The following is an 11,771-nucleotide window of genomic DNA, read 5'->3' as shown; positions in this document are numbered from 1 at the left end:
GGCCGGCGTGCATGGTCTTACGCTGGGACTGGCAGTTGACCTCGGGCCGGATGGTATACGTTGCAACACGGTTTGCCCCGGTTGGATCGATACCGAGCTGAATCGTGCCTATGTCGAGATGCACCCGGACCGAAGCTTGATCGAGCGGGAATTGGGGCAACTTCACCCGGTGGGAAGGATAGGCGCTCCAAAGGAGATAGCCAATGCGGTCCTTTGGCTGGCCAGCGATGAGTCCAGCTTCGTTAGCGGTGAAATGATCTCCGTCGACGGCGCGCGAACCAAGAAGATATCACTGCCCGCCATCTTGGATGAGGAGTACCGAGCCAAGCTGACGAAGCCGCAGTCATAGTGGTGCGTTGGCGACTTCGAACGGGTTGCGACGGGGGCTGTCGCTCGCCAGGATCATCCTGGCCCTCCCTGGAGCCGCACCATGGTGTCGACCTTCGCTCTCTTGCAGGCGGGCAGGTCGAAAACGACGACGTAGCTTGGATTCCGAGAGGGAAACGTTCGTAGAGGGTGTTGATAAATCCTCGATCGGCGAGAGAAAAATTCGACATTTATGGCGATGAGCAGTGGCCTCGGGAAGGGCAAGGATTGCGGTTTGGGCAATGTGAGCGTCTCCCCGACAAGGGACCTGTTTGGACCGGAGACATCGCGGACAGGTGTGCGAAGACATCGCGACCAGTTTCGTGCGCTCTGCGCGGGGAGATTCGTGGTGCCATTCGAAGCCAGGCGCGTGATGATCCAGAAGGAAGAATTTGTGAGCCTGGCGCTGGCGCCGGAGGAACAAGGGGGCGAGATCATTTCGGAATCGGGAGGCGACTTCCCTCGGAATTTGCACTCGCCGTCATCCTGCATCACATGTGGGTTGATGCGACAGAATTCCGCTACGGCAAGGAGCCCGGTCCCGTATCGGCGTGAAATGGACAACGGACAGATGAAGAAGGAATGGTTTCGCCCAGAAGGGCGATCCGGATCGTTCCCGTGGGACGATGGCTAGGCGATCTCGCTAGCAGGTACGATCCTGGGGCGAACTCCCCCAAGGTCGTTCAACAGATTGAGACGCCTCGCTCTACTGAGCCCATATGTGGACGTATATGGACCCCGCCCGATCGCAACAGGTCGGCTAGATCAAGATCGTCGGTCACAACTGCTGACGTATATCCGGCTTCCTGATGCGGCTGGACAACGTCGTCGCCGCGAGCCCCGATGGATTTTCGCGCGCTTCCACCTCATCGGCCCCTAGACATTGGCCAAAGCCAAGCCGGTCCACACACCAGGTTCGGGAAGCGACGGAATGACCGTTTCACCATCTCCTACCATTTTGCTGCAATTGCTGGGGTGAGACCTCCTTCTGTTATTCCTTCGTTTGCCGCGTCGCCTTAAGCTGCTTTCACCGATGGTGCGTGCTCGTAGACTGTGCCGCCCGAGAGCATGGCCCACACGATCCTCGCATTCTTGTTGGCGAGCGCGACAGCCGCGACATTGGGATGCCGCCTTTGCCGCAACTTACTAAGCCAAAGGCTTCGAGGATCCTGCTTGCCCGCTGCTTTGCCGAGCGCAGCGCGAGCGCCATGGATCATCAATGTGCGCAGATAGCGATCGCCGCGCTTGCTGATACCGAACAGGCGGGCTCGCCCTCCACTGGATCGCTGTTTCGGCACGAGACCGAGCCATGCCGCAAACTGGCGGCCGTTCTTGAAGCAAGTTCGATCACCTACGGCAGCGATCAAGGCTGTCGCGGTCACAGGGCCGATACCTTCGATCTTTCCAAGCCGCTGACATAGTTCGCTGTTGCGAAAGAGCTCCCGAACCCGCCGATCATAGGATGCAATGCGTTGGTCCAGTTCGACCAACTCCGTTTGCACTTCTCGGATCATCACCCGCACCAATTCATTGAGACCATCGTCGCTATCAGCAAGGACCCGGCGCAGCCGTGGGATGTCGCGGGCAATGACCACTCCATGCTCGGCTAGAAGTCCACGAACCTGATTGACGAGCTTGACCCGATCTGCAACCAGACGGCTGCGAATGCGATGAACCGCTTGAATTGCCAATTGATCGGCTGATTTCGGCAGAACAAAACGCATCGTCGGCCGGCCTACGGCTTCGCAAATCGCTTCAGCGTCATTCCGGTCATTCTTGTTGGACTTGACGTATGGCGTCACGAACTGAGGGCTGATCAGCCGAACCTCATGGCCGAGATCGGAAAGCACCCTCGCCCAATAATGCGCTCCGTTCGAGGCTTCCATGCCGACCAGACATCGTGGCAGATTGGCGAAGAAGCGGGCTACCGCATCGCGGCGTAACGTTTTGCGCACGACGACTTTCCCGAGGCAGTCGACACCGTGAACCTCGAGGACGTATTTCGCTAGATCCAGGCCTATTCGAACGATCTGCATGACATCCTCCTTCGTTGCAGTTGGCGTTCGAGATTTCACCTCGCCTGGAGGGCGGGGTCCATACCATTGGCCTCCTCCCTGCGAGATATTGGGTAGTGATTTGATCCCATCGCTTGCGATCATATGTCCGGCCTTTGTGTGCGGTCGCACGTGACTGCTGGCCAAGATGGTTTCCGCGACACGAGTTCCCAACAACATGGCGGTCTACAACGACCAATGGGGTTAACGGAGTGTCTCGAATCTCGGATCGATCGATCACACCAACTGCTCATTCTCTTGCAAGTTCCGGCACCAGCTCAGCACGGAAACAGTAGAGATGTTCCCGTGTCTGGCCGATCTCTATGCGGCGCGCGCCAAGGCTGGCGGCATAGGCTTCGCTTTGTAGATCTCGCCGCTCACCATAAGCTTCCAGGCGATGCGCGCGATCTTGTTCGCTAGCGCCACGGCAGCGAGTTTCGGCGGCTTGCGCTTGAGTAGGTCGACAAGCCAGGGTGAGACGGCGCCTCGGCCGCGTCGGACATGCCGGATGACAGCAGTAGCCCCGGCCACCAGCACGCTGCTCAAGGCTTTGTCGCCGGCGCGCGTGATCACGCCCAGCTTGACCCGGCCGGCAGTTGAATGATCCTTCGGCGTTAGGCCGAGCCAGGCGGCAAAGTGTCGGGTCGTGCGGCCCTGCGCCGACCCACGAACGTCCGGAAAAGAAAGCAGGAGGAGCTTGACCTCAAACCCCAATCAGAGAAGGCCTTAGAATGGCCTCAGAGCGCTAGCGATCTGTCGAATGGACGCGACATAGGCGGCTTCCCTTAGTCGCCGAGTTCCGGCTGCTCCTCAAGGAGGTTGGGGGATACGGGCCCAAGTGCTGTGCATGACGTCCTCATAAGGGGAGGGGACCGCACGAGATCGATCTCGGCGCCCCTTCAAGAAATTCGTCGCGCATATCGGCTGGAACCGGCCTGCCTGTCATCCTCTCGAGCGCTGTGGCGATTGTCTGGTTTCGTCGCTCCCTCCGCCGCCTTTCCATCAAGCCGAAAGAGTTGTGGGTCAGATTCTTCACTCATTCGAAATGGCTCACCACCACGCCTCCTGCGTGTTTGGACCGGGACATCGCGAACAGGTGTGCGAGGACATCGCGAACCGTTTTGCATGCTATCGTCCCAAGGCATTGAGGTCGATGGTTTCTATTTTCTGATGTCTGAACCAGGCGTCGAAGACGCCGTCTGTGGCGGTTGGCCTGTAGCGAAGGCCCTGCACAAACGCATAGTGCGGCCAAGAGTGGAGACGAAGCCATGCTGCTGTACGCGACGCAGAAGATCGCCCTTGGCGTATTCGAATGGCTCGACAGTTTCGTGATACTGGCGCGGCGAGGCTTGGTAGCGTCGAGCGGCACGCTGCGGCCAATTTTGTACACGACTAATTCGCCTTAAGTTGCTTTCCCAGCGCTGTCTTCAGAACCGGAAGGCGACCGATCCCCTATCGGAAGGACGCCAGAGTTACGTCGGATTCCGTACATTTGTCTCATCATCATGCACGGCCATAGCAAACCGAAGTTTTATCAGCGGAGCTATCCTACTGTTTTGAGCGAATTTTTTCGTTTGGCACGGTACATGCTTGGCTGTCTGCAACGGTGCCAAGAAGCGTGGTGATGTTAATTGGGGGTAAAAAATGGATTTAGGGCTTGACGGCAAGGTGGCAATGGTCGCGGCCGCCTCCAGCGGCTTGGGTTTGGCCACAGCTGAGGAGTTAGCCAACGAAGGCTGCCGCCTGTCCATCTGTGGGCGGCATCCGGGGCGGCTAGAAAGAGCAGTGGATCGGTTGCGCAGCAAAGGCGCCGAAGTGCTGGCGCGCGCGACCGATGTAACTGACTGCGCCGATGCAGCAGCTTGGGTTGCCGAAACAGCAGAGCATTTTCGGTGTATCGACATCTTGGTGACGAATTGCGGCGGCGTTTCTGCCGGGCCACCCTCGGCCATGACGCCTAAGGATTTCGACGATGCGTTTGACCGAGTGCTTTTACCTTCCATAAATCTAGTTATGGCTGCCTTGCCGTATCTGCGGCGCTCGCGGGCGGGGCGAATATTAATGCTCGCTTCCGAGGCTATTGTACGGACCCCAGTACATTTCGCGCTGTCGGGTGTCGCACGGGCAGGGCTAGTGCCCTACTGCCACACGCTCGTACAAGAATTGTCGGGGGAGAGCATCACCGTAAACGTGCTCGCTCCTGGAGCACACAGCACCGCGATTCACGAAGCCAATCGCCTCGGCGACCACGCCGAAGCCATCCGTGCGCTCGAGGATAGGACCCCGGCCCGACGCCTTGGCGATCCCTCGGAATTCGCAGCAGTCGCTGCATTCTTGGCCAGCGCCCGCGCGGCCTATGTCAGCGGCGCCCTGATCGTCATCGATGGTGGGCTGAGTGCAACCGTCTGAACAATTCGTCGCACTAGGAGCCGTCGCATGAACGAAGCCAACGCAAACAGAGCCGTCATCGATCTCGGCCGTTCAATCGCACATGCGTGTATTCGCGATCACCCTGAGCAGGAGCTCACTTTCCCATTTAGTCTTCTGACGCTTGAAAATTACTCCGCCAACCGGCCGACGCCGCGCCTGACAGTGCGCGATCAATTCAAGGTAGTCGATCTTTCACAGCGCGAGTCGGGTTACTGGTATGAAATGAATTCTGAAGAGGTGGTTGACGCAGCTGAGGGAGTCGACACGCTTCCTGAGTTTCAACGCGCCTTTGCTTATGCCGAAACGGTCGATCTCTATCCCACACGCGCCTGGATTGGCGTGCACGAGGCGATGTCCCGCGATACGGAAGCGCTAACTTCATTTATTGCCACACGGCTGGTGCCGCGGCTCTTTACAGCTGAGAACCACGCCCTTCTGACCGGGCCTTATGGACTCCTCAACATGCCCAGCATTGCTAACGTGGAGCGGGTCTCGCGGGATCCGGGTATCTGCGCTCTCGAGGCCTGCAACACGGTAGAACAGCAAGGGGCGACCACGGGAGGTATGTTCCTCAACCCTCGCAATTACTGGACGATGGTGCAGACCTCGGATGCTGTCCGAAAGCTTGAATCAAGTGGAGTTCGCATCACTCGTACGCGGCTTGTGCCGGAAAACCAAGGCATTGAGGGCGATTTTGACCTTGGCACGCGTCTTTTCGAGGCAGGTTGCGCCACGGTGAAGATTGGAGAAGCCGGCAAAGCGACGGATGGTGGCCGAATTTACCGGCTTGAAGCTTCATTCAAGGAGCGCCTTGTCGTCAGCGTGCCGATAGCGGCTGTGAAGTTCGAAATGAGCCAGACTGGGACGACGGAGGAGCATCGCAATGTCTTCTTCTACTATGGTGTGCTCATGGCGGGTGGCGCGTTTATCGCGCTGCAGGACAATGCATTGGTGCTACAGCTGGCAGCAATTTGCTCCGGTCTGGTCTTCTATGCAGTCTATGGCTTGATCCCGGCCTACATCAGCAAGACGGCCACGCCTGAAAACGCCATGAGTATATTCGCTATCGCCAACGTCTTTCTAGGGTTCTGTACAACCTTTGGGAACTTCACGGGCGGCCATCTTCAAAACAGCGTTGGGTCCCCCAAGATATTTACTTTGCTGTCGCGAGCATCGCCGCTCTTGCGATTTGCCTCATGCTGATCTTGCCTGCTGAACGATGATCTTGACTTGAACTAAAGCGAAAATCATAGCTGGAATTGGTAATCTATTATGTCTGATACAACTCGTAATTCTGAAATCGGTGCAGAAGGATACCAGGAGCTCTTCGGAATTGGTGGCAAGGTAGTCTGCATTTCAGGCTCGAGCCGCGGTCTAGGGAAGTCGCTCGCCACCTGCTTTGGACGGTTGGGCGCGAAGATAGTCCTTTCCTCGCACAATATTGAAGAGCTGACCGAAGCAGAGGCCGAACTTGCGGGCCAAGGAATCAACGTGACGGCTATCCGCGCTGATGTGCGGTCGCACGACGATTGCAAGGCACTGATCAGTAGCACGGTCGACCGGTTTGGGCAGATCGATGTGATGATCTGCAACGCAGGTACCGACATCATTAAGCCAGCGCATTCATATGAAGAGCCGGAATGGGACGAAATTGTCGATACCAATCTGCGTGGCTACTACTATTGTGCCAAGTTTGCCGCCCAAGCAATGCTGGATCAAGGCGGCGGCAGCATCATCATGACTTCTTCGGTCGCCAGTTCGCTCGGCATACCGGGCCTGACTGTCTATGCTGCGAGCAAGGGTGGCGTCAATCAACTGACGCGCACCATGGCGGTAGAATGGGCCAATAAGGGTATTCGTGTAAACGCCGTCGCACCTGGATTCATCAACAACTTCATGGATGGGGTGCATCCTAATCTCGATAGCCCTTATCAGCGCCGCGCAATGGAACTCACTCCGATGCGACGCCGCGGTAATTTGTCCGAATATTTCGGGCCTTACATTTTCCTCGCGAGCCCAGCTGCATCGTTCGTAACAGGCGAAATTCTCTATGTCGATGGGGGCTACGCCGCGAGCTGATGCAGGATGCTTCGATGTTGTGGCGGTATTTGGAGGAGGCTGGGCAATGTTAAACACAATACCAGATGAAGTGAACTTCCTAGACTGCACCTTGCGCGACGGTGGCTACTACACAAATTGGGATTTCGCGCCGGAACTGGTGTCGGACTATGTCGCTACTATCAACACTCTCCCAGTGCGCATGGTCGAGCTGGGGCTCGCCGGAAAGCCTGAGAGCCACGGATATTTCGCCAGTGTGACGAGCTCTAAGGCCGAAAAGGTGGCTGCGGGTCTCCTGGTCAAGGCATGCGTGATGATCGATGCCAAGGATGTGCTTGCGAGCGAACTGCCGATACCCCTTGCCGTGATCCGCCTGACAGAAGGACTAGTCCCAGGGCATATCACGACCGTCCGCGTGGCAGCGCATTACAGCAACTTGGCTGCCTGCCGGAACATTTGCGCTGAGTTGTCTCACAGGGGCTTCCGTGTGTTTTTGAATCTCATGCAGATCGATGCAGCAAATGCTGCAGAAATTGAGACGTGCCTGAAGGAGGTAAAGCAGATCGACACCATCGACGTGCTTTATATTGCCGATTCCTTTGGCTCTATGAAGCCGACTCGCGTTCAGGAATTTATCGGTAGGTTCGCGGGTCGAATTGAGGCTGACATTGGATTCCACGGCCATGACAACCGCGGATATGCCCTGGTCAATTCAGTGGCCGCCGCGATGGCGGGAGCGACCTGGATAGACTGCACCATGGGCGGCATGGGCCGCGGGGCGGGAAATACGGCTAGTGAGCAACTCCTACCGATTCTCACTCGCCTCGAAACATCCAAGGAACGGGCACTCCTCGAGCACGTCCTGCGTCACTTCGATCCGCTTCGCAAACGGTATGGCTGGGGCAGCAGCGCGGCATATCAATTCGCGGGCTCAAACTTTATCCATCCGTCCTATGTTCAAAAGCTACGTGAAGGCGGGGCATTGTCTGACGCCGCGATTATCAGGCGCCTTTCGGACCTTCGCGCCGATGAACGGATGAGTTTTGCCAATGAAAAGCTGTCGGCGCTGATGGCGCAGGACATCGCCTGATCGCAGATATTTCCGTTGAGGTGCCCCCTTTTTCCCAATTTGGAGGAAGCCATGACTCTACCAAACGCGGTTGTGAAACCATCGCTCCTCCCGTCCGATCCGCGGTTTTCATCAGGCCCTTGCCGTAAACATCCTGGTTGGAGCGTGCGCCCAACTATGCTGCGCTATGTTGGACGAAGTCACCGGAGCTGCGAGGGAGCAGAAAGGCTGGGAGAGGTAATCAGGCGCATGGCCTCTTTGCTAGAGCTGCCTGATAGCTGGCTCTGCGGAATCGTGCCCGGTTCGGGCACTGGGGCCTGCAGCATGGCCTTACAAAATCTACTCGGCCCGTTTCCAGTCGAGACATTTTTGTCAGACAGCTTCTCGCAGTATTGGGCAAATGAGATCGATACGTTGGCTCTTGCCCCCCAAAGGCGGCACATTTGTGCTTACGGAGATTTTCCGAACACTAGCAGGATCGACCCCAATCACGACATCGTTCTAGTGCTAAACGGCACCAGCAGCGGCGTTTGTCCACCGGATCTTGACTGGATTCTTCCTGACCGTGCCGGACTTGTGATCGCAGATGCCGTCTCGGCAGCTTTTGCGAGGCACATCGACTTCGATCGGATCGATGTTCTGTGCTGGTCATGGCAGAAGGCGCTTGGCGGCGAAGGCGGCCATGGCATGATCGCGCTCTCGCCTCGAGCCCAGGCACGGCTGAAAGCCGGCGGACGTAAGCCTGTAGCCAGGCTCATGAGACTGCACAACCCCGACGGATCTGTGAACAAAGCGTTCTTTGGCGGCCGGACGATCTCGACCCCCAGCATGTTCGCCGTCGAGGATATCCACTCTGCGCTCGACTGGGCCGAAGCGTGCGGCGGACTACCCGCGCTTCTGAACAGGGTTGCCAATAACTATGCTGTGATGGCCGACTGGGTGAACTCTACCCCTTGGATTGATTGGACTTGCACCAATCCGGCAGCACGCTCCACCTGTTCAATTACTCTTCGGCTTGTACGAGAGCAGCTCGCTGCCGGTGAGAAAGAGGACGACGGTAAAATCGTTGCGGGGATGATCCGTCTACTCGAAGCCGAAGGCGCGGCTTTTGACATCTGGAGCTACGGTGACGCGCCACCGGGATTTCGGATATGGGCGGGGCCTACGGTCGAGGCAGATGACTTGGCGATTTTATGCGAGTGGCTGGCCTGGGCTTATAGCGAGACGTGCGAGGCCAGCATACCACCCGAAGCGATAGGCGTGCGTGACAGAGAGCTTGTTCAGGGGTGATATCATGACCAATGATACTCAACAAAGGCGGCGGATCTACTCAGAACATACTGCAAGTCTGTACTTTCGTGTCCAACTGCCGGAGGAGATTTTGCCCCCAGCGCGCAAATGGGCCCCAGGGGTCGTCAAGATGCAACGCAGCATTGTCCCCGCTCGACATGGCCTTTTCGCGATAAGGTCCGTCCGCAAGGGTGAAATCATTGGACGGTTCGGTGGCCGCCTCGTTCCAGCCGATTCGATCGAGGCCTATGTGGCCAAGGTGGGCAAGTTCGGCCATCAGGTTCATCCGCGCTGGTATGTTTGCCCCGAAAACGCTGATGAGATCTCACGGATCGGAGCGATCAATCATAGCTGTGAACCGAATGTCGGCCTCTCCGATGCACTCACGCTTGTGGCGATGCAACATATCGTTGCGAGCAAGGAGGCGCCCGTCGAGCTCCTGATCGATTACGCAATGACCGGATCTCCGGCGGGCGGCTTTTCCGGCTGTAAGTGTGGCGCCCCACTCTGCCGCGGCAAGATTACACGCGACGACTGGCGCATCAGAGCGTTGCAAGAGGCTTATCACGGCTACTTTCCGCCGTTTAAGGCGCGTGCGGTTCAGCCAGGGACGGAGTCGGCCTGTGCTCTGACCGCGGCCCTCGACAGCCTACCAACGCTCGAGCGTCCTCCTCAGACACTGGTAGATTGCTATGACGCGATACTTTTCGACGCGATGGGGGTCCTGATCAGCGAAAATGAAGCCCTCCCCGGCGCTGCTGATATCTTGGCCCGACTTAATATGTCCGGTCAGCCATACTACATCGTGACGAATATCAGCAGTGGATCGGATGAAACGATATTCGCACGTCTCCGCGGCGCGGGACTTCCGATTCCGGCGGTCGACCGTATCGTGTCCGCGGGAGGTGTTGCGCGACATCGCGTACTCGAAGAGCTGGCGGCCGGGCGGCTAGTTTCGTATGTGGGCAGTGCACACGCTGCCCATGACATCTTCGGCAAGCATCCAAATCTTCATTGCACTGACACGGCCGAGACATTCGACACACTCGTAGTGCTCGATGACGAAGGTTTCGATTTTAAACGGGCTGCCGATCACATCCTGTCGACCTTTCAACGCAGACTGATCGAGACGGGCGAAATGCCCCGTATTATAGCGGCAAACGCGGACATCATTTATCCTAGCAAGAACGGCTCACTCGTCTTTGGACCAAGCATAATAGGGCCAATGCTTCAGGCAGGACTAGCGCCCTTCGGAGCTCCTCCAATCTCAGTAGAGTTTATGGGCAAGCCAGGAAGAGCGATTTTCGAAGAGTGCATCGCTCGGGCCGGTACCGACCGTCTTTTGATGGTCGGCGATCAGGTTGATACTGATATCAACGGCGCAAAGGCTGCCGGGCTCGACGCACTTCTCGTAACCACTGGCCTCAACAACTGCGGCGAGTTGCGTCAAGACGAGAACGGCGCTCCCGATTATGTGGCAAAGAACCTCGATCAGATCTTCGACGGTAGTTTGTTTCCACACCTTCGATCGGCGATGCATTCCAGTACAACAGATCAGGTTTGGGCAGCTTGAAGCGAGAATCGCGGAGCGGATAAGGCGGGTTTTGGCGGCAGCGGTTATCCCCCAACTTTCTCTTTGAGCAGATCCGTCTTCGCGTCGCGAGCACGCTCCGCGCACTCCAAGCATTCGGTAGTGAGCGGGCAGCTCAGGCCGTTCAGCACTGGGCATGAGGGCGTCGATGTTGCTGTTTGATCGTTTGACGAGCCATTGACGATGCGCTCGAGGGTTTGGGTAAGCCTGGCGCCAGGCGTGCGGATCGACCTGGTTCATCTTGGCGGTGGCCAGCAGCGTGGCGATCGTAGCCTATGTCCGTCCACCGCCGTCGCTGCCCGCGGAGAGGCTGTTCTTTTCGTACTTGTCTTTGGCCTGATCGCACGCTCGACAGTGTTGGACTCGAGCTCGATGCAGCCGTCGGCGAGGAAGCGCTCGAGCACGGCACACGCCGGCCGAGCGCATAGCTGCTTCGTCGGTATCAGCGCCCCGAGAAGGAAGGTAAATGTCTCTCACCCAACTCTCCGATCGCCTTTGGGAGTTTCGAGATACTTGTTATGTTTGTGTTCTGAAAAGCGGCGACGAGTGCCTTCTGATCGATACAGGATCCGGCGCAATTTTCCAGTCACACTATCTGTATCGAACGAGCCGACTGGTGTTGCATACCCACCATCATAGAGATCAGTGTTGGGGAGCCCCTATTGTTCAGAAGGCAGGGGCAAAAATTGCTGTACCGGAATATGAACGCATGCGCTGGACATGAAGGCGGCGATCGGCGAAGTATCGCGCTTCAACGAACCGCCGAACCTCGTCAGCTATCTCGGCCCGAATCCCAGCGTCCGGCAATCCGGGCCGGGTCCTGCGTACCATAGACGAATCAGTCGGCCGTGAACTATCCGCAAACCGTTGATCTGGCATCCTGATTAGGGCGGAGGTCGGCTTTGGAATTGCA

The 11,771-nt window shown here is 57.4% G+C and carries 12 protein-coding genes and 3 pseudogenes; 11 read left to right on the top strand and 4 right to left on the bottom strand.

What is annotated here, in order from left to right:
• Together CIT26_RS19780 and CIT26_RS36010 are read left to right on the top strand one after the other, a co-directional pair.
• Positions 1-349, top strand: a 349-nt coding sequence (locus CIT26_RS19780) for an SDR family NAD(P)-dependent oxidoreductase (RefSeq protein ID WP_143747873.1), incomplete at its 5' end; no start/stop codon positions are given.
• A 366-nt stretch (positions 350-715) separates the two neighbouring features.
• A complete protein-coding gene (locus tag CIT26_RS36010) occupies positions 716-1,000 on the top strand; it encodes a hypothetical protein (RefSeq protein WP_143747872.1) in 285 nt (94 codons plus the stop codon).
• A 382-nt stretch (positions 1,001-1,382) separates the two neighbouring features.
• On the opposite strand, the gene CIT26_RS19770 is transcribed toward CIT26_RS36010, so the two are convergent.
• The 3 genes and pseudogenes from CIT26_RS19770 to CIT26_RS38830 form a co-directional block, all read right to left on the bottom strand.
• A complete protein-coding gene (locus tag CIT26_RS19770) occupies positions 1,383-2,402 on the bottom strand; it encodes an IS110 family RNA-guided transposase (RefSeq protein ID WP_095494155.1) in 1,020 nt (339 codons plus the stop codon).
• A gap of 339 nt (positions 2,403-2,741) precedes the next feature.
• A pseudogene (locus CIT26_RS19765) lies at positions 2,742-3,071 on the bottom strand (transposase); the annotation flags it as partial.
• Between the two features lie 75 nt (positions 3,072-3,146).
• Positions 3,147-3,492: pseudogene (locus tag CIT26_RS38830) on the bottom strand (glutamate dehydrogenase); the annotation flags it as partial.
• Between the two features lie 196 nt (positions 3,493-3,688).
• Between CIT26_RS38830 and CIT26_RS36660 the strand changes: the two are divergent.
• From CIT26_RS36660 to CIT26_RS19730, 7 genes are all read left to right on the top strand, one after another.
• Positions 3,689-3,826, top strand: a complete 138-nt coding sequence (locus CIT26_RS36660; protein WP_167391468.1) for a hypothetical protein — start codon at positions 3,689-3,691, stop codon at positions 3,824-3,826.
• 238 nt (positions 3,827-4,064) lie between these two features.
• The gene (locus tag CIT26_RS19755; RefSeq protein WP_095494154.1) at positions 4,065-4,829 is read left to right on the top strand and encodes an SDR family oxidoreductase; all 765 of its coding nucleotides are present in this window, start codon (positions 4,065-4,067) and stop codon (positions 4,827-4,829) included.
• Between the two features lie 27 nt (positions 4,830-4,856).
• Complete coding sequence (locus CIT26_RS19750; protein WP_095494153.1) at positions 4,857-6,053, top strand: family 3 encapsulin nanocompartment shell protein; 1,197 nt, start codon at positions 4,857-4,859, stop codon at positions 6,051-6,053.
• Positions 6,054-6,122: 69 nt separating this feature from the next.
• Positions 6,123-6,929: an SDR family NAD(P)-dependent oxidoreductase gene (locus tag CIT26_RS19745; protein ID WP_167391467.1), complete on the top strand. Its 807-nt coding sequence runs from the start codon at positions 6,123-6,125 to the stop codon at positions 6,927-6,929.
• Between the two features lie 46 nt (positions 6,930-6,975).
• Positions 6,976-7,998, top strand: a complete 1,023-nt coding sequence (locus CIT26_RS19740; RefSeq protein ID WP_095494152.1) for a beta/alpha barrel domain-containing protein — start codon at positions 6,976-6,978, stop codon at positions 7,996-7,998.
• Positions 7,999-8,226: 228 nt separating this feature from the next.
• A complete protein-coding gene (locus CIT26_RS19735; RefSeq protein WP_095494151.1) occupies positions 8,227-9,267 on the top strand; it encodes a PLP-dependent aminotransferase family protein in 1,041 nt (346 codons plus the stop codon).
• Positions 9,268-9,271: 4 nt separating this feature from the next.
• Positions 9,272-10,840: an HAD-IA family hydrolase gene (locus tag CIT26_RS19730; protein WP_095494157.1), complete on the top strand. Its 1,569-nt coding sequence runs from the start codon at positions 9,272-9,274 to the stop codon at positions 10,838-10,840.
• A gap of 191 nt (positions 10,841-11,031) precedes the next feature.
• Here the strand turns inward: CIT26_RS19730 and CIT26_RS19725 are convergent.
• A pseudogene (locus CIT26_RS19725) lies at positions 11,032-11,265 on the bottom strand (IS66 family transposase); the annotation flags it as partial.
• Between the two features lie 59 nt (positions 11,266-11,324).
• Here CIT26_RS19725 and CIT26_RS38825 point away from each other — a divergent pair.
• Positions 11,325-11,582, top strand: a complete 258-nt coding sequence (locus CIT26_RS38825) for an MBL fold metallo-hydrolase (protein ID WP_143747871.1) — start codon at positions 11,325-11,327, stop codon at positions 11,580-11,582.
• Positions 11,579-11,710 carry a transposase gene (locus CIT26_RS19720; RefSeq protein WP_143747870.1) on the top strand — a complete coding sequence of 44 codons (132 nt, stop codon included), beginning with the start codon at positions 11,579-11,581 and terminating at the stop codon, positions 11,708-11,710. Before CIT26_RS38825 ends, CIT26_RS19720 begins: the two co-directional genes overlap by 4 nt.
• Positions 11,711-11,771 lie beyond the last annotated feature (61 nt).

It is taken from the genome of Mesorhizobium temperatum, from assembly GCF_002284575.1.
Lineage (GTDB): Bacteria > Pseudomonadota > Alphaproteobacteria > Rhizobiales > Rhizobiaceae > Mesorhizobium > Mesorhizobium temperatum.
This window is presented reverse-complemented; position numbering and strand designations above follow the sequence as displayed.

Bases quoted from the DNA above. Each gene is read 5' to 3' on its own strand.
- CIT26_RS19770 (WP_095494155.1), bottom strand. From the start codon at position 2,402: ATGCAGATCGTTCGAATAGGCCTGGATCTAGCGAAATACGTCCTCGAG.
- CIT26_RS36660 (WP_167391468.1), top strand. From the start codon at position 3,689: ATGCTGCTGTACGCGACGCAGAAGATCGCCCTTGGCGTATTCGAATGG.
- CIT26_RS19755 (WP_095494154.1), top strand. From the start codon at position 4,065: ATGGATTTAGGGCTTGACGGCAAGGTGGCAATGGTCGCGGCCGCCTCC.
- CIT26_RS19750 (WP_095494153.1), top strand. From the start codon at position 4,857: ATGAACGAAGCCAACGCAAACAGAGCCGTCATCGATCTCGGCCGTTCA.
- CIT26_RS19745 (WP_167391467.1), top strand. From the start codon at position 6,123: ATGTCTGATACAACTCGTAATTCTGAAATCGGTGCAGAAGGATACCAG.
- CIT26_RS19740 (WP_095494152.1), top strand. From the start codon at position 6,976: ATGTTAAACACAATACCAGATGAAGTGAACTTCCTAGACTGCACCTTG.
- CIT26_RS19735 (WP_095494151.1), top strand. From the start codon at position 8,227: ATGGCCTCTTTGCTAGAGCTGCCTGATAGCTGGCTCTGCGGAATCGTG.
- CIT26_RS19730 (WP_095494157.1), top strand. From the start codon at position 9,272: ATGACCAATGATACTCAACAAAGGCGGCGGATCTACTCAGAACATACT.
- CIT26_RS38825 (WP_143747871.1), top strand. From the start codon at position 11,325: ATGTCTCTCACCCAACTCTCCGATCGCCTTTGGGAGTTTCGAGATACT.
- CIT26_RS19720 (WP_143747870.1), top strand. From the start codon at position 11,579: ATGAAGGCGGCGATCGGCGAAGTATCGCGCTTCAACGAACCGCCGAAC.